At 32.9% G+C, this 16,398-nt stretch carries 16 protein-coding genes; 11 read left to right on the top strand and 5 right to left on the bottom strand.

What is annotated here, in order from left to right; genetic code table 11:
• Window positions 1-91: 91 nt before the first annotated feature.
• Entirely contained in the window at window positions 92-2,566 is a 2,475-nt protein-coding gene (locus ABJM36_RS06570; RefSeq protein WP_348450422.1) for a T9SS type A sorting domain-containing protein, read from the bottom strand.
• Window positions 2,567-2,881: 315 nt separating this feature from the next.
• Between ABJM36_RS06570 and ABJM36_RS06565 the strand changes: the two genes are divergently transcribed.
• The gene (locus tag ABJM36_RS06565; RefSeq protein ID WP_348450911.1) at window positions 2,882-3,334 is read left to right on the top strand and encodes a DUF1569 domain-containing protein; all 453 of its coding nucleotides are present in this window, start codon (window positions 2,882-2,884) and stop codon (window positions 3,332-3,334) included.
• Between the two features lie 70 nt (window positions 3,335-3,404).
• On the opposite strand, the gene ABJM36_RS06560 is transcribed toward ABJM36_RS06565, so the two are convergent.
• The 4 genes from ABJM36_RS06560 to ABJM36_RS06545 form a co-directional block, all read right to left on the bottom strand.
• Window positions 3,405-3,644 (bottom strand): hypothetical protein, encoded by a 240-nt coding sequence (locus tag ABJM36_RS06560; RefSeq protein ID WP_348450420.1) that lies wholly within the window; start codon window positions 3,642-3,644, stop codon window positions 3,405-3,407.
• Between the two features lie 216 nt (window positions 3,645-3,860).
• Window positions 3,861-4,907, bottom strand: a complete 1,047-nt coding sequence (locus ABJM36_RS06555; protein ID WP_348450418.1) for a DNRLRE domain-containing protein — start codon at window positions 4,905-4,907, stop codon at window positions 3,861-3,863.
• A gap of 144 nt (window positions 4,908-5,051) precedes the next feature.
• The gene (locus ABJM36_RS06550; RefSeq protein ID WP_348450416.1) at window positions 5,052-5,792 is read right to left on the bottom strand and encodes a hypothetical protein; all 741 of its coding nucleotides are present in this window, start codon (window positions 5,790-5,792) and stop codon (window positions 5,052-5,054) included.
• A 462-nt stretch (window positions 5,793-6,254) separates the two neighbouring features.
• Window positions 6,255-7,286: an LD-carboxypeptidase gene (locus tag ABJM36_RS06545; protein WP_348450414.1), complete on the bottom strand. Its 1,032-nt coding sequence runs from the start codon at window positions 7,284-7,286 to the stop codon at window positions 6,255-6,257.
• A gap of 87 nt (window positions 7,287-7,373) precedes the next feature.
• Here ABJM36_RS06545 and metG point away from each other — a divergent pair, with 87 nt between their 5' ends.
• The 10 genes from metG to ABJM36_RS06495 all read left to right on the top strand — a co-directional run bounded on the left by metG (window position 7,374) and on the right by ABJM36_RS06495 (window position 16,396).
• Complete coding sequence (gene metG / locus ABJM36_RS06540; RefSeq protein WP_348450412.1) at window positions 7,374-9,452, top strand: methionine--tRNA ligase; 2,079 nt, start codon at window positions 7,374-7,376, stop codon at window positions 9,450-9,452.
• Between the two features lie 14 nt (window positions 9,453-9,466).
• Entirely contained in the window at window positions 9,467-9,925 is a 459-nt protein-coding gene (locus ABJM36_RS06535) for a hypothetical protein (protein ID WP_348450410.1), read from the top strand.
• A 145-nt stretch (window positions 9,926-10,070) separates the two neighbouring features.
• Entirely contained in the window at window positions 10,071-10,541 is a 471-nt protein-coding gene (locus tag ABJM36_RS06530; protein WP_348450408.1) for a lipocalin family protein, read from the top strand.
• A 64-nt stretch (window positions 10,542-10,605) separates the two neighbouring features.
• Entirely contained in the window at window positions 10,606-11,310 is a 705-nt protein-coding gene (locus tag ABJM36_RS06525; protein WP_348450406.1) for an OmpA family protein, read from the top strand.
• 119 nt (window positions 11,311-11,429) lie between these two features.
• Window positions 11,430-12,272, top strand: coding sequence for a helix-turn-helix domain-containing protein (locus tag ABJM36_RS06520; protein ID WP_348450404.1), 843 nt, complete (start codon window positions 11,430-11,432; stop codon window positions 12,270-12,272).
• A 302-nt stretch (window positions 12,273-12,574) separates the two neighbouring features.
• Window positions 12,575-12,727: a hypothetical protein gene (locus ABJM36_RS06515; RefSeq protein WP_348450402.1), complete on the top strand. Its 153-nt coding sequence runs from the start codon at window positions 12,575-12,577 to the stop codon at window positions 12,725-12,727.
• Between the two features lie 135 nt (window positions 12,728-12,862).
• The gene (locus tag ABJM36_RS06510) at window positions 12,863-13,411 is read left to right on the top strand and encodes a carboxymuconolactone decarboxylase family protein (RefSeq protein ID WP_348450400.1); all 549 of its coding nucleotides are present in this window, start codon (window positions 12,863-12,865) and stop codon (window positions 13,409-13,411) included.
• 85 nt (window positions 13,412-13,496) lie between these two features.
• Window positions 13,497-13,871: a cupredoxin domain-containing protein gene (locus tag ABJM36_RS06505; protein ID WP_348450398.1), complete on the top strand. Its 375-nt coding sequence runs from the start codon at window positions 13,497-13,499 to the stop codon at window positions 13,869-13,871.
• 116 nt (window positions 13,872-13,987) lie between these two features.
• Entirely contained in the window at window positions 13,988-14,506 is a 519-nt protein-coding gene (locus ABJM36_RS06500; RefSeq protein ID WP_348450396.1) for a ferritin, read from the top strand.
• Between the two features lie 321 nt (window positions 14,507-14,827).
• Window positions 14,828-16,396, top strand: a complete 1,569-nt coding sequence (locus ABJM36_RS06495; protein ID WP_348450394.1) for a carboxypeptidase-like regulatory domain-containing protein — start codon at window positions 14,828-14,830, stop codon at window positions 16,394-16,396.
• The last annotated feature ends 2 nt before the right edge of the window (window positions 16,397-16,398 follow it).

The following is a 16,398-nucleotide window of genomic DNA, read 5'->3' as shown; positions in this document are numbered from 1 at the left end:
ATCGACCAAGTGTGTTTTAGAGGTGTTTTTTGTAAATTTATCCTACAAATAGTAAAAGAAGATAATTTTAGTTATTTATGAAGCTAAATGATTAGTGTTTTATAAACTTTTTAATAACTATTGTATGATTAGAAAGTTCAATTTTAGCAATATAGGTGGCTTCACTCAAATTGAATAAAGAATAAATTTCAGAATTGTTTTCGCCTTCATAATTATAAATTGTTCTACCATATAGGTCGTAAATAGTGATGTTTTCAATATTTAATCCATTTGTGGTTTTAAATTTAAAATTACCATCTTTTAAATCGATTATATATACTTGATTGCTTGTTGTTAAAGGGTCTGTATTAGTTGATAATGCTTTAGCTTTAAAACTAATCTCAAAACGATCTTTAAATTCACCCGTATCAGATGTAAACACATAATTACTTGCAGATAAATTATGACTTACATTAAGTAAGTTGTCTTTAATATATATAGTGTTTTCTGTTAAGAAATCCCCTTGTAAATGATCGATTGATAAGCTATACATTGTTTCAGATTCAATAGATGTGTCAAAACCTAAATAAATTATTTCATCTGCATTAATGCTTTTAATATGCTTGCCTTGTATTGCAAATTTCGTATCATTTTTATCTTCTATGAGGGTGTAGATTATGGAAGCAACACCGCTAGATAGGTTTCTGGGAGCGTCAAATGCCATGCCATCATAATTATCGCTAGCACCATCTACATAGGCAATTAAAACTTGGTTGAAAACGCCAATATCAGAAGTTAAGTTAATCCATAATTTATTGGGTTGAAAGGATGTTTTGTTTTTTGCGTTTGTGCTTTTATAAAATTGTGTGTTACTATCGGGGTTTTTAATTCGCATGGCATTGTTAAACGTAACATTGCCGTTTGCTAACCCTGCAATAAAGAAACTTTCGCCAGAAGGAATATATTCTAAAAGGGAAGTAGAACTGTTATTAATGCTTCCACTACCGGTATTTATTATAATATAATCGTTTTGTGAGAAATTAAGATTTTCGTTTCCACTTGTTGTCGCTGAAAGCGGTGTGGCATGAGACCATAAATAAGCGGCACCTTCAACCATACCGGGATTGTTGGTAACAAAAGCATCAAAATCTAAAGCGCTAGGGTAGGGGTTGCCTATAAGGTTCCAATGGCCTCCTGTATTTAATGCGTCGTAAGCTATTGGAGCTGTAATAACACCGTTATTAAGTTCGCCTATAAAATCGTAATCATACGATGTTGCATCTGTATAACCTGAAGAGGAGTGTGTTGCAGCAAATCCAATGCCTGGTGTCATAGGTGTTGTGTCGCTTGCAAACTGCCAATCATCACCATTATCATCAATATTATCGCTTCCTGCTGTATAGGTGTCTGTATTATTATTTTCTATGTATACATCTAGATAATTATTAGCATTATGCCAATAACGCTTTGTAGAATTTACCAATGGGCTTGTGGCAATAGTTAGGCCACTTACTGGCGAGCTCCAAAAGGTGTAATAATACCAATTATTTAAAATTTGTGTGCTTTTTTTAAAGATGGTTGTTCCACCAGAATTTGTAAATGAGGCACTATCATTATTTTGTACTATAGTTCCATTATTTTCAATTGTTAATGTTCCGGAAACATCTACATCATGTTCAATTTCAATATAATAATCTTCTGTAATGGTTAAATCTCCATTAATTGTTAGTTCGCAAGCAGAAAAACTGCCATTAGTAGCATTTGTTGTGTAGGTGCCATTAATAACCGCTGGTGTTGTAATATCTGGACCTGTACCATTACTCCAAGCTGTTCCGTTCCAAGTAATGTTGGGGCCGCTACATGTGGTATTTATAAGGGTTCCCCAAATCTCTATATTGTCTATGGCAATGTCTTCGTCTCTACCATTAAGATTAAATTCAATTTTAATATCTAATAAGTCCCCAGTACCTGTTATTGCTGCTGAATATTGGGTAAACGTATCAGTTATAACTGTGCCATTGCCCGTTCCGTCAAAGTTGGTGTCTATGGCGGCATCTTGATTGTCTTCGAATAAAGTACCATCTATACCTGTAGATTCAATCCATAATAAAGGACTAAAAGTAGTAGTCTCATCTATATCATAATCAAAATGAACATAGTCATTCTCTCCAGAAGTAGTTACACTGTTATCCCAGCCCCTAACTTGACCAATTTCTTTGGTCTCTGCCAAATAAACCCTTAACTCTAGGTTTTCATAACCGCTGATATCAAATTGTTCTAGATAAAACTCTGCATTAATGGAGTAAACATTACCCATATCAATATCTTGAGCCGCAAAGAAATAATCTCCTAAATCATTATCTTTAAGGTAAACAAAATTTGCTGATATATTAGAACCGTCAGTACGGTTAAAATAACGTCTTCCACTATCCCTGTTTTCAGCTCTATCAAGGGTATAAGATATGTCTGTTATAGCAGGGTCTGTATCGGTAGGATCGGTTTCAAAAGTTAATTTAGCAAGTTTAGTTTGGCTAAAGCCTAAATTAAAAGTCAAAACTAGTATTAGTAATACGTTTATTTTTTTCATGTTGGTTGGTAAGGGTCTGAAAAACAATGTATAAGGAGAGGGAGAGGTTTTTTGTTTAATTCACGTTATCATTAAAATAATAAATTGTATTCCTTAAAATCGATATAAACTTAATAAAATTACTGGAAAAACAAGGGGAAGTAGCTATAAAATCGTATTTTAACGTCTGAAAAAAGCACTTTAACGAGAGATTTTTTTTAAAGGGCTGGATTGCTTTTTTTAATTATTGTAAAATGCCAGGAGATAGTTTTCAAATTAGAGATAAAATAAATAAATTGCAGTACATTCTTTCTTTAAGCTACCTAATTATTTATGATGAAGAATATCTTTGAAACTAAAGAAACCGAAGCTGTTGTTAATAGAATTAATAGCCTTTCGCCTACAACACAGCCGTTATGGGGTAAAATGAGTGCCGACCAAATGTTAGCGCATTGCAATGTAGCTTACGAAATGATATTTGAAGATAAACATCCAAAACCAACAGGGTTTACAAAATTAATGCTTAAGTTATTTGTGAAAAATACAGTGGTAAATGATAAACCTTATAAAAAAAATAGCCGTACAGCACCACAATTTGTTATTTCAGATACCAAGAATTTTGTTGAAGAAAAAGCGCGATTAACTGATTATTTGTGGAAGGTGCAAGGTTTAGGCGAGGAGCATTTTGATGGTAAAGAATCGCATTCCTTTGGGCCTTTGTCTTCACAAGAATGGAATAATATGTTTTATAAACATTTAGACCACCATTTAAATCAATTTGGTGTTTAATTAAAAGACATAAAAAAAACCAGCTATAAAAAAAAGAATAACTGGTTTGTAAAACTAATAGTTGTATAGCCTATTTGCTTATATAGGTTTTACTGTCTTTTCCTTTGTCAAATATCATGACTAATTTTTGATTTTCGTCATAATATAATGCTGCTAATTTCCAGCCTTCACTTTTTGTTGATTCTATTAAACACTTACGTACATCTGGATTGCTTAAGTTTAAACTAGAGTTGATGGGGTCGTCAGCGTGAGTATCTATTGAAACCAAAAGTACTGCGGCTATAAATAGCCCTTGAAATTTATTCTTCATTTAGGGATGTTTTAATAATTAAAAATTTAAATGCAAGGATATGTCAAAGTTTAGTAATCATTAAAAATAATAGATGATACCCATTAAAATTCGATAAATCTACCATAGTTTGCAAAAAGGGGCTGTTTGTTTGTTGGAAATTCTAAAAAAATTAAAACAGTAATAGCTTAGTAAGATAAATTTTCACATGATAAAACTGATTATCGATTAGTGAAATTAATTAGTCTTAATCATTTTTTGTATTAAATTTACTCCGTTAGTGTAAGATACTTTTAGGATGTATACACCTTCCTTTAATGATGTGTTTTTGAATTCAACTATTGATGAATGGTTAGTTGTTTCTTTTGACGCTATAGTTTTACCTAATACGTCAAATAATTTAACTGTTAAGGTTTTCTGTCCCTTGAGTTGTGGTACTTCAACCGTAAAATTTTCTGTAAACGGATTAGGATAGGTTTTTATAATTATTTTAGATGATGAAGGTTCAATGTCTTCAGAGGATAATGATGAATTTGTTTTTATTAATAATTGTTCTGGATTACCGTCCAATTTGTTAACACTATCAAACTTAAAACTTAAATCGTTGGTGGGCGCAACATCAAAAGCGACAGTTAATTGAGAGCCTTCGTTGGCTTTTGCATATTCTGAGATATTCCAATCATAATATGTGTTAGCGTCTGTTAGGTAGGCTGTTGTAATAACGCTTTCTAGTTCTGGTGCATTACTGTTTGTTACTGTTGTTTCCTCCCAGTTGTTTGATGTTTTATAGATTGTTATGGGGCCGCCAGTATCGAGAACAGAAGTGCCCGTTTCGGAATCGTTTGCATATAGTCTTACAGTGGCATGCTCTATTTTAGATACCTCTGTTAGGTCAAATCTCATGTAAATTGTTCTTTTATCCATTGAGTTTGTGCCGGATGATGCTGTTAAATTATTTAGGGAGCCAAAATTATTACTCGAACTTGCTCTTACATGGCTGTCTGCTATGGCGGTTAATACGATATTTGTAGACGGTGTTTCGTATAATTTAGCAATACCAAGTCCGCCTTCACCGTTTCCGGTATAAACGAGGTATACTTGTCCATCGGTATCTTCAAAAACATCAGGATCTCTTAATTGATTTAAATCTACTCCAGAACTTGTTTCTGAGTTAGCCAAGGTGCGTTGGCCACCTTCCCAACCGGGGTTTGGTGCTAAAATCTCCATTGGAGGATATGTTGGATCCCACGATTTCCAATCTGCTGTCATATCTATACTAGACATTTGGATTCTTTCTTGAAAATCTCCTCGTCTTGAATAAAAGGCTTGCAATTGATTGCCAACAACGTGAACTCCTGTATGGCGTATTCTTAGTTCGGAAGACGAAACTGGAATATCCTCATTAAAACCATTATCAGAAGATCTATCCTATAGCTGTTCAGTAAAATCATGTCCAGTAGGTATGGCCCAGGGATTTAATCCATCTAAAGCTTTGTTTGTTTTAGCTCCATTATCTAAAGCATATAAGTTGCTATTATGTTCAAAAACGCGGAAAAACGAACTGCCTAAATGCACAGATTCAATACCATTATAAAAGTCTAAACCATAAGGGGATGTCGACACCCAAGTAACTTGGTCGTTTTGCTCTATATTATTTACATAATAAGAGGAGCCAGAGTGAAAGTATAAGATAATACGTTGGTTTGCATCATCAACAATTGCATCTGGTGAGGCCAGGTGATTTTCTTCGATATACATATTATTTTCTAATACTATATCTGCCGCTTTATTATCTAAAACACCTCGGTTTCCTGGTGTTGAATAATCATGGTATAAGGTATAAGGACCTTCAATATTTGCTGCCCAAGCCATTCGTATATAATCTCCTGAATGGTGAGCAAAATAAAGGTAATACTGGGCTGTTGGGTTGGCTCTGTTAATTGGATCGATCCAATCTGGAACACGAATTAACGACGGGCCATTAATGTTTTCTCCATCGCTAGGATTGGTAAACATTGAGGGTTCAATAATTGGATTACCATTGTTTAAACGGATGGCTTCGTAGGATGGTGTTTGGGCAAATGAAACTGTAACGTTAAGTATAATTAAAACTAACGTGTTAATAGCAACGAAACAACGGTTTTTAATTAGGGATTTAGTTTTGATCATTTTGTTGAAAAGGAATTAATTAATGTTATTAAGACTTAAATAGGTTTACCGGTGTTTCATAAAAAAGTTACTTACAACACAAGAACTCATAGGTTTTTAAACTTTTTCGGAAGTTTCCAATTAAGATGTTTGTGCCTTGTTTCTGAGTACTTAGACTAAATTTGAATAAAACCGATAGCTTTTTTAAAATCATAGTGCAAAACGGATAGGTAATGTATTATGATAAAACAAATATATCTTAACGGCTTCCTTTTCATTATTACTATTGTTCCCATTTACTTGTGTAAATGTTCCAAAAAGGTAGGTATGTGTCAATAAACAACATTCGTACTAAGGTTGTTGAAAATTATGTTTTTAAAGGTTTCATAAATATTACTTGGTAAGAGGAAAAATCAATAGTACCTCTTAAGTAAATAGAGGGTAGAATAATTTAAATAGAACGAATTAATAAGTTCTATACGTTTAATTAAAAACAATGGAAGATTTGTTTTTACTAACCGATAAATTGATGGTTCTGCCTAAAATTAAAGCCCGATTATCCTTTTCATGTCCAGCAGGCATATTAAAGGCAATAGGGAAATTGTATTCTGAAAATGCATCTAGAATAAGTTGTTCAATACTAGTACCCCAAAGTGTGGTGTTTGTTCTCATTTTACTCATATCGCCAACAATCACGCCTTGGCAATTATCAAAATAACCTGCTCGCTTTAAACTTTGTAGCATACGGTCAATATGATATTTATACTCTCCAATTTCTTCAATAAACAAAATTTTGCCAGAGGTGTCTATGCTAGTTTTCGACCCCAACATAGTGTGTAATAGGGTTAGGTTCCCACCTACTAATTGCCCAGTGGCTTGCCCGGTTTTATTGTAAGTTGAGCCCTCTAAGGTATAGCTTAAAGGTTCTCCAAAAAGGGTGTTTTTAAATGTAGAAATACTGGCTTCAATTTCTGTTTCGTCTTTTGGTAAACTCACGCACATTATGGCGTGTAAACTTTCAATACCTTCATTGTGTATTTGGCTGTGAAGGGCAGTAATATCAGAGTATCCAATAAGCCATTTCGGGCTCTTGTTAAAAACTTCAAAATTCAATTTATCTAAAATTCTTACTGTTCCGTAGCCACCACGAGCACACCAAATAGCGCTAATTGTAGGGTTGTCTAAGACTTTTTGTAAATCTTCACAGCGTTCATCATCCAATCCGGCAAAATGATTTTCTGCCTTAAAAATATGTTTTCCAACCACCACGTGTAACCCCCAACGTTTTAAAAGGTCTTGCGCTTGTTTAATTTCGTCTTCTCTGTTTTTTAAAATTCCAGAAGGTGCAACAATAGCAACGGTATCGCCTGCCTTTAAGTATGGTGGTTGTTTCAAAGTCGTGTAAGGTTTATCGGTTACTGCGTTTTGACTATTACTAAATTGTATTCCGAAGAAAAAAGCAATACAAAACAAGTATAAAATTTGAAAGTTTCTAAGCATAAGGTAAAAGTACATTTTTTTTTACACGTTTAAAATTTATAAATACTCGTTTTATATGGGTTTCAAATTGTGTACTTTTGCGGCTTAAATAAAGACATTACAATGCCGAAAAGATATACCATTACAACAGCACTTCCTTATACTAACGGTCCTATTCATATTGGGCATTTAGCAGGAGTGTACGTACCAGCCGATATTTACGCACGTTATTTGCGTTTAACAGGAAACGACGTTTTACTTATTGGAGGAAGCGACGAACATGGTGTGCCTATTACTATTAAAGCCAAAAACGAAGGGGTTACTCCTCAAGATATTGTAGATAAATATCATGCAATAATTAAAAAATCGTTTGAAGACTTCGGAATTACTTACGATAATTACTCACGTACGTCGGCTCCAATTCATCATGAAACAGCTTCAGAGTTTTTTAAAACTTTAGATGCTAAAGGCGAATTTATAGAAGAAACTTCAGAACAATTATATGATGCTGAAGCCAATCAGTTTTTAGCCGATCGTTTTGTTATAGGGACTTGCCCTAAATGTGGTAATGAAGAAAGCTATGGCGACCAATGCGAAAATTGCGGTACAAGCCATAATGCAACCGATTTAATAAATCCAAAATCGGCCATCACAGGAAATGTACCCACTTTAAAACAAACAAAACACTGGTTTTTACCTTTAGATAAGCATGAGGCATTTTTAAAAGAATGGATTTTAGAAGGGCATAAAAAAGATTGGAAATCTAATGTTTACGGGCAATGTAAATCTTGGATAGACGATGGTTTGCGTCCAAGAGCGGTAACTAGAGATTTGGATTGGGGTATTCCGGTACCAGCAGAAGGTGGCGAAGGTAAAGTGCTTTACGTTTGGTTTGATGCACCTATTGGTTATATCTCATCTACCAAAGAATGGGCACAACGCGAAGGGAAAGATTGGGAACCGTATTGGAAAGATGAAGATACCAAATTAGTGCACTTTATAGGTAAAGATAATATCGTGTTCCATTGTATTATTTTTCCAGCCATGTTAAAAGCCGAAGGCAGTTTTATTTTACCAGATAATGTGCCTGCAAACGAATTTTTAAATTTAGAAGGTAATAAACTATCTACTTCTAAAAATTGGGCGGTTTGGTTACATGAGTATTTAGAAGAATTTCCTGGGCAACAAGATGTGTTGCGTTATGCTTTGAACGCTAATGCACCAGAAACTAAGGATAACGATTTTACTTGGAAAGATTTTCAAGCTAGAAACAACAATGAGTTGGTAGCCATTTTCGGTAATTTTATTAACCGTGTTGTGGTATTAACTAATAAATATTACGAAGGTGTTGTTCCAACTCCGGCTGATTTTACAGATGTTGATACAGATACTTTAGCAGCTATAAAAGCATATCCAGATGTTATTGCAAGTTCTATTGAGCGTTACCGTTTTAGAGAGGCTGGTCAAGAATTAATGAATTTAGCACGACTAGGTAATAAATATTTAGCCGATGCCGAACCTTGGAAAATGATTAAAGTAGACGAAGCGCGTACAAAAACAATTATGTATGTCGCATTGCAAATAGCATCTGCTTTAGCAACGTTAAGCGAGCCTTTTTTACCGTTTACTTCAACTAAACTTAAAGGTATCCTGAATGTCAGTTCAGGTGATTCGACACAGGAGAATCGTATCGAGAATACATGGAACGAAATAAATACAAAAGACGTATTACTTGCAGCAGGACATAACATAGGCAAGGCAGAATTGCTATTCTCTAAAATTGAAGACAAAACCATCCAATTTCAATTAGATAAGCTAGAAGCTAGTAAAAAGGCTAACGAAATAGCCAATGCTAAAGTTGAGCCACAAAAAGACACCATTACGTTCGAGGATTTTACAAAACTAGACATTCGTATAGGAACTATTTTAGAAGCCGAAAAAATGCCAAAAACTAAAAAGCTTTTAAAGTTAAAAGTAGATACTGGTATAGACACAAGAACCATTGTTTCTGGTATTGCTGAAAGTTTTACAGCAGAAGAGGTTGTTGGAAAACGTGTAACCGTATTAGTAAACTTAGCACCAAGAGCATTACGAGGTGTAGAAAGTCAAGGTATGATTTTAATGACCGAAACACCCGATGGTAAATTGGTGTTTGTAAATCCAGATGATGCTAGTGTTAGTAATGGGTTACAGGTGAGTTAAGGCAGGTTAAAATTATGGAAGAACCTATTGAAAATGTAAGCGAGTTCGATAATTTTGAACGAAGAAGAAAATTACTGCCGTGGTGGATTAGAGGATTCTGTTGGTTGTTTATGTTGTTTGGAGCATTATCCGTGGTGTGTTTATTTTTAGGGTTTACAAATATAAAACCAGATTTAGCATTTTATGGATTTGAAACAAACGAACCCTTTTCTTTATTTGGTTTAATCGTAATTTCAATTGGTGTTTTAAAAGGCGTAACGGCTTTCTCTCTTTGGTTTGAAAAAGATAATGCTGTAAAAATTGGAAAGATAGATGCTATAGTTGGCATTGTTTTATGTGCCATTTCAATGCTGGTTATGCCGTTTTTTCAAGAAGGTTTTAATATCACTTTAAGATTAGAATTAGCTTTATTAATTCCTTTTTTACTTAAATTAAATAAAACCCAAAAGCGTTGGGAGTTTAATAGGGCCTAATTATACTTTTCTTGTAATAAAATAAAATAAAACCAAAACACATTTATTTCTCGTATGTATTACCAAACGCATCAATAATTTCATTGAATGCATTAAGTTACTGTGTGGCGAATTATTAATTTTGAAAACAAATAAAATAACACTTATGAAAAACCTATTATTACTACTCTGCACAATATGTTTAATATCTTGCGGAGCTTCCAAAACACTAAGAACATCTAAAAAAGTGATTAAAGGCGATTGGGCTTTAACTAATATTACTTATAGCGAATCAGGAACCTATAATGTTACCCTTTTAAACGACGCCTCAAAAGACTGTTTTGAAAATAGTACTTGGAGTTTTATACCAAATAATAATACGGGTAAGTATGCTATTAACGGAGCAAATTGCAATGAAGGAAACAGAAATTTTATTTTTACAATAAATGAAGTTGATGAGGCATCAGGATTGTATGATTTTCTTTTAAAACCAACCAATGAAAAGGGTAAATCTGAAACTAATCAAGGATTTAAATTAAATCTAACTGCCTTATCTGAAACTGCTATGCAATGGCAACAAACCGTTTCTGTTGATGGTGGTCCTTTTGTTATTAGCATGAATTTTTCTAAACTTTAATTATTACCAAACGAAGTATATTTTAAATTAAAAATCAATTTAACCTATTATAATTATAAAAAGCATGAAAACATATATAAGAAAAACAACAATTGTATTATTTAGCATCATGATGGCTTTCAGTTTTATAAACTGTAAAGCTGTTCAAAATGCAAATAACAAACAAAAGGGTGCGGTAATTGGAGCTTCGGGTGGTGCTCTTTTAGGAGCTATTATTGGTAATAACGTTGGTAAAGGTGGTAATGGCGAATTAGGTGCTGTTATTGGTGGTGTTATTGGTGGTGGTGCTGGTGTGCTTATTGGAAACAAAATGGATAAGCAGGCTCAAAAAATTGAAGAAGAAATTCCAGGTGCACAAGTAGAACGTGTTGATGACGGTATTGTGGTGACATTCGATGAAACTAGTGGTGTGTATTTTGATACGGCTAAATATAACATTAATTCAGCCTCTCAAATGACACTAAATAAATTAGCGGGTGTATTTAAAGAATATCCAGATACCAATATTCTTGTTGTAGGGCATACGGATAGCGTGGGTTCAGAGGAATCAAATATGATTTTGTCAAAAAACAGAGCGAATGCTGTTACCAATTATTTAACAAGTTTAGGGTTAAGTGGTGGAAGATTTACAACAAATTGGTTTGGAGAAAGTCAACCTATGCATGATAACGCAACAGCCGAAGGGCGTGCTAAAAACCGTAGAGTAAATGTTGCCATTGTACCAAACGAAAAAATGATTGAAGAAGCGAAGCAGCAAACTCAAAACTAGAATTTATTAGAGTATTTTCTGGGAGAATTTTTAAAAGGTCTAACCATTTTGGTTAGGCCTTTTATTATTTTTAATTTAAAGATTTGTAATGTTTTAGTTTTAAAAAAGACTTACTGTCTATGATGCAAACATTCACAGAGTTTTCAACCAATGCTATTTTAAAAATAGGAGATGAGGAACTGCTTGCGCCCTACAAAAAAGCCACTCAGCCACACTTGTATACTTTTATTAGAACCAATAATTCTAAAGCTGAAATAGTGGTGGATAGCATACCTTATACCATCGAACCAAACAGTATTTTGGCTCTTACCGTTGTACAATATTTTCAGTTTGTTTCTGGTAGTAATTTGGTGGTATATCAATTTAACCCCGAGTTTTATTGCATAAAAGATCACGACCAGGAAGTAAGTTGTGCAGGCTTATTGTTTTTTGGAAACGTACACATTCCTATCATGGAATTAAATCTAGAAGAAAGTCGAAAGTTTAATACATTACACGATGTTTTTTTAGATGAATTTGAAACTAAAGATACCATTCAAGCCGAAATGTTACGTATGCTTATGGCACGTTTTATTATTATAAGTACACGATTACTAAAAGCAAAAGAGGGTTTTGTAGAAACGGCAACAAACGCTAAAATAGATTTATTACGTGAGTTTAATATATTGGTAGAATCCCATTTTAAAACCGAGCATAACGTTTCTTTTTATGCCGATAAATTATTTAAATCGCCAAAAACATTATCGAATACCTTTGCTAAATTAAATACGAGCCCCCTAAAACTTATTCACGAGCGTATTGTACTTGAAACTAAACGTCTATTAATCTATACTGATAAAACAGCTAAAGAAATAGCATACGAAGTTGGTTTTGAGGACGCCTCACATTTAAGCAGATTATTCAAAAAGCAAACTCAATTATCACCTTCAGAATTTAAAAAACAGCTTCAAAAAGTATCTTAAAATTCTTTCTCCAGAAAGTATTTCTTTTTCGATAATTATCTTTTAATGAAGTTATACTGTATTCCTTAGATTTTAATAGCTACAAGTGTCCCTTTGAAGGGGTGTTAGGTTTTTTCTTTTTCTATTGAAAACAGCTTAACTCAATTCTATTTTCTTTTTGAAAATCCTAATAGAGTAAGTTCACTTTATTTTATTCAAAATTATCTATTAGGGAAAAATTGACAAGTCCTAAGGCAATCTTGCCATTTTGTAGCCGGTATGCCTCCTATACCTTTGTACCGAACAATTAAAATAATACAATCATGAATTTAAAACACATATCAATATTCAATTTAATTGAAATATTTAAAGGAAAAAGAAAAGAGGTATTACATACAATCTCACCAAAAACACATTGTGAGCAAAATCATCTTTCAGATTTTTATTGCGATGCCGAAAGACCGTTTATCGCATAATTCTTTGTCGATATAATGTTATAAAGGAAAAATCGACAAGCTAAAAGGAAGTCCTTACATGGTAGGCACTGTATAACTGTCGCACCTTTGTACCAAGAAAATTAAACAACAATATTTAAAATAGAAAATAAAATTATGAGCACATTTAATGTACCAACAAGAGAAGAAGTAAGTGAAAATAACCAAGCTATTTTCGATAACCTAAATAAGGCCTTAGGCTTTGTTCCAAACTTATATGCAACATACGCTAATAGCGACACAGCATTAGAAAATTATTTAAATTTTGCCAAAGCAAAAACATCATTGTCTGCAAAAGAAAAAGAGGTAGTTAACTTAGCAGTAAGTCAAGTAAACGATTGTATTTATTGTTTGTCTGCACACACTGCGATTGGGAAAATGAATGGCTTTTCTGATGATCAAATCTTAGAGTTAAGAGCAGGGCGCGCTTCTTTCGATAATAAATTAGACGCCCTAGCAAAATTGGCTAAAAACGTTACTGAAAACCGTGGTAAAACAGAGGCTAATGTTTTAGAAAACTTCTTTAACGCCGGATATACAAAAGGAAATTTAATAGATACTATTTCTTTAGTGGGAGATAAGACAATATCTAATTACATCCATAGTACAACACAAGTACCAGTAGATTTTCCTGTAGCGCAACCCTTAGAGGCAGTAACAGTATAAATAAAAGTTAACCTATAAATCCTGTAGGTTTAGTATTAAATAAATAATTAAACAATCGCTTTGGCGGAAATAAAACAATTTTAACATGAAAAAAGTAGTATCAATTTTAGTAATCGTATTAGCATTCACATTCAACTCAAATGCACAAGACCAAGCAGTTAAAACAATTGCTTTAGAACAAACTCCGGGCGAGTTTACTCAAAAATCTGTAACGGTTAGCCCAGGAACGTATGTATTTGAAATTTCAAATAATCATGCAGCCGAAAAAGTAGGTTTAGTGTTAGTAAAAAAAGGAGCAGACGCAAGTAAGCCGGAAAATCATATTCAAACAGCCTATGTTACAACGGCAGTAACCGATGGTAAAACAGAAAAATCGAACCCAACGAAATTAACGGCGGGCGAATATGTGTATTTCTGCCCATTAAACCCAACACCTCAATACACACTTACGGTTCAGTAGTAACTATTATAATTAATAGTAATTAAGGTTATTCTGTAAAAAGAATAACCTTTTTTTTGTTCTAGTATCTTGAAAGCCATAAAGTAAATATGTAACTTTACATAAAACGAAATATTATGTTATCAAAAACTATAGAAAGCGCATTAAATAATCAAATAAAAATTGAAGCTGAATCGTCTCAAATTTATTTGGCTATGGCATGTTGGGCAGAGGTAAAGGGTTTAGAAGGTGTAGCAAACTTTATGTATGCGCAATCTGATGAAGAACGTGAGCATATGTTAAAACTTGTAAAGTTTGTAAACGAACGTGGTGGACACGCAAAAATTTCAGCATTATCGGCTCCAAACGTTACTTTTAAGTCCATTAAAGAAATGTTCGAAAAATTATTTGAGCACGAGGTATTTGTTTCAGATAGTATTAACGAATTAGTACACATAAGTCTTCAAGAAAAAGATTATGCAACACATAACTTTTTACAATGGTATGTTGCCGAACAAATAGAAGAAGAAGCCGTGGCTCGAACCATTTTGGATAAAATAAATATGATTGGCGATGATAAAGGCGGGCTGTATTTATTTGATAGAGATATTGAAAGTTTAACAGTTACAACCGCTGCTTCTAACGCACCTGAATAAAATTTAACACTTAAGCTTATTTAGATTTAATTAAAATAACTTATTTTTGCGCTCATTATTAGAATAGTAGGTTCTGTTGTGGGTAAAAAAAAGAAAAAGAAAGCACTTAAAAAATTACAAAAATTAGGAATAGAACGTCCTGAAAAAGTAAAAACAAGTTGCTGTAAAAAATTTAAAAAAGGAGAAAACAAGCGTTGTAAAAAATGCCCTTGTTTCGATTTACTTAAGAAAGTGGCTTAATTTTAAAGCTATCAATTTTCTGTAATGTTAGCAGGAGACATGGCATTATTTTTGTGTGTGTTTTAAGTATAACCATATACCGTGAAACATACATTAACCACGCTTCTTTTCTTCGTTTTTTTGTCATTTAACTTGGCTGCTCAAGAAAACAACTTTTTTTCTGTAAAAGTTGTAGATAGTATATCAAACACACCAATCAGTTTTGCAACCATTAGAATTGCTAAGACCACCAGAGGCTTAATTGCCGATGAAGAAGGTAATTTTAGATTACCGCAAGATATCCAAACTCAAAACGATAGCTTAATAATATCTGCCATTGGTTTTAAAACCAAATTTGTTAATCTTAAATTTTTTGAAAATGCTATTCTTAATATTATAAACATAGCACCTAAAGTTGAGGTTTTACAAACGGTAACTATAACAAAAAACATAGCAAAAGGCAAGGGACCTAGAATTTTAACAGCTAATCAAATTGTAAAAAATGCGGTTCAGAATATTAAAATTAATTATGCCGTAGATCCTTTTTCTTATTTAGCATATTATCGGGATTATCAAGTTTTTCAAAATCAATACTTTAATTTAAATGAAGGTCTCATAGAGGTTTTTGATGCGGGCTTTAAAACCGACCTATTTTTAAATAAAGAAAATAAAACAGCCCTTTATTCTTATGCTTTAAATACCAATTTTAATCAAAGTGAAAGGTTCTCAATGCCTTATGATAATAAGTCTTCCAAATATATTGAGAATGCCAATATAATAGCCATGGGAGGAAATGAGTTGAGTATATTGCAATTGCACGACCCTATTAGAAATCATGAAATTAAAAATCTTGCTTTTATTTATAATTTGGAAACCGATTTTATAAACAATCATGACTTCGAGCTACTTGGCACTACCTTTTTAAACGACAAGCCTATTTATGAAATTGGTATAACCAAGAAATTTAAAATAAACACTTCGCTTTCTAAAATGAAAAACAGAAAATTTCAAGAACGCTTTAAGGTTCATGGTTCTATTTATATATCCAAAGGTAATTTTGAAATTCATAAAATACAGTATGCGGTTTACGAAGGGGAATCAAAAAACTCCAAATATGCCATTAATTTAGAGTATACGCCCAAAAATAATGTCATGTATTTAAATTACCTTTCTTTTAATAATGCGTTTAAAGTTTTGGACGAGACGGGCTTTAGAACAACAGCGGTATATCTAAAAGATTCGGTAGATGTTGTTCATGTCGATTTTAATAACCCCGTTAATAAAAGTACGCTAAAAAAGAAAAACTTTAAATTGTATTATACGAATATTCTACTTCCTATAAAGTCTATAGAGTTAGTTGGTAGTAAGTCCATTAAAATACATTTAAAAGCTAATACTTTTAAAAAGTACGCTATTATTGATGGTGCTCAAATTACACTGTATCCTAAAAATGTTCTAGATACAGCAAATAAAGTATTAAATAAGTCGCTTTTTTTTGATGTTAATCAGTTTAGAGAAGTGTTTGTTCAAGAAGTTTTTTCAAATAAACAACCGGATTCAAATCTAGAATACATCAATAAATCGCAACCGTTATCATACAGTCGGTTAAATAAAATGGATAATAATTTAAAGTATTGGTTAAACACGCCTTTAAAGAAAACCAAGGAATAAAC

It is taken from the genome of Algibacter sp., assembly GCF_039977455.1.
Lineage (GTDB): Bacteria > Bacteroidota > Bacteroidia > Flavobacteriales > Flavobacteriaceae > Algibacter_B.
This window is presented reverse-complemented; position numbering and strand designations above follow the sequence as displayed.

What these genes read in the sequence shown, in the direction of transcription:
- ABJM36_RS06570 (WP_348450422.1), bottom strand. Translation starts at nt 2,566, where the DNA reads ATGAAAAAAATAAACGTATTACTAATACTAGTTTTGACTTTTAATTTA.
- ABJM36_RS06565 (WP_348450911.1), top strand. Translation starts at nt 2,882, where the DNA reads ATGAAGAATATCTTTGAAACTAAAGAAACCGAAGCTGTTGTTAATAGA.
- ABJM36_RS06560 (WP_348450420.1), bottom strand. Translation starts at nt 3,644, where the DNA reads ATGAAGAATAAATTTCAAGGGCTATTTATAGCCGCAGTACTTTTGGTT.
- ABJM36_RS06555 (WP_348450418.1), bottom strand. Translation starts at nt 4,907, where the DNA reads ATGTCTAGTATAGATATGACAGCAGATTGGAAATCGTGGGATCCAACA.
- ABJM36_RS06550 (WP_348450416.1), bottom strand. Translation starts at nt 5,792, where the DNA reads ATGATCAAAACTAAATCCCTAATTAAAAACCGTTGTTTCGTTGCTATT.
- ABJM36_RS06545 (WP_348450414.1), bottom strand. Translation starts at nt 7,286, where the DNA reads ATGTACTTTTACCTTATGCTTAGAAACTTTCAAATTTTATACTTGTTT.
- metG (WP_348450412.1), top strand. Translation starts at nt 7,374, where the DNA reads ATGCCGAAAAGATATACCATTACAACAGCACTTCCTTATACTAACGGT.
- ABJM36_RS06535 (WP_348450410.1), top strand. Translation starts at nt 9,467, where the DNA reads ATGGAAGAACCTATTGAAAATGTAAGCGAGTTCGATAATTTTGAACGA.
- ABJM36_RS06530 (WP_348450408.1), top strand. Translation starts at nt 10,071, where the DNA reads ATGAAAAACCTATTATTACTACTCTGCACAATATGTTTAATATCTTGC.
- ABJM36_RS06525 (WP_348450406.1), top strand. Translation starts at nt 10,606, where the DNA reads ATGAAAACATATATAAGAAAAACAACAATTGTATTATTTAGCATCATG.
- ABJM36_RS06520 (WP_348450404.1), top strand. Translation starts at nt 11,430, where the DNA reads ATGATGCAAACATTCACAGAGTTTTCAACCAATGCTATTTTAAAAATA.
- ABJM36_RS06515 (WP_348450402.1), top strand. Translation starts at nt 12,575, where the DNA reads ATGAATTTAAAACACATATCAATATTCAATTTAATTGAAATATTTAAA.
- ABJM36_RS06510 (WP_348450400.1), top strand. Translation starts at nt 12,863, where the DNA reads ATGAGCACATTTAATGTACCAACAAGAGAAGAAGTAAGTGAAAATAAC.
- ABJM36_RS06505 (WP_348450398.1), top strand. Translation starts at nt 13,497, where the DNA reads ATGAAAAAAGTAGTATCAATTTTAGTAATCGTATTAGCATTCACATTC.
- ABJM36_RS06500 (WP_348450396.1), top strand. Translation starts at nt 13,988, where the DNA reads ATGTTATCAAAAACTATAGAAAGCGCATTAAATAATCAAATAAAAATT.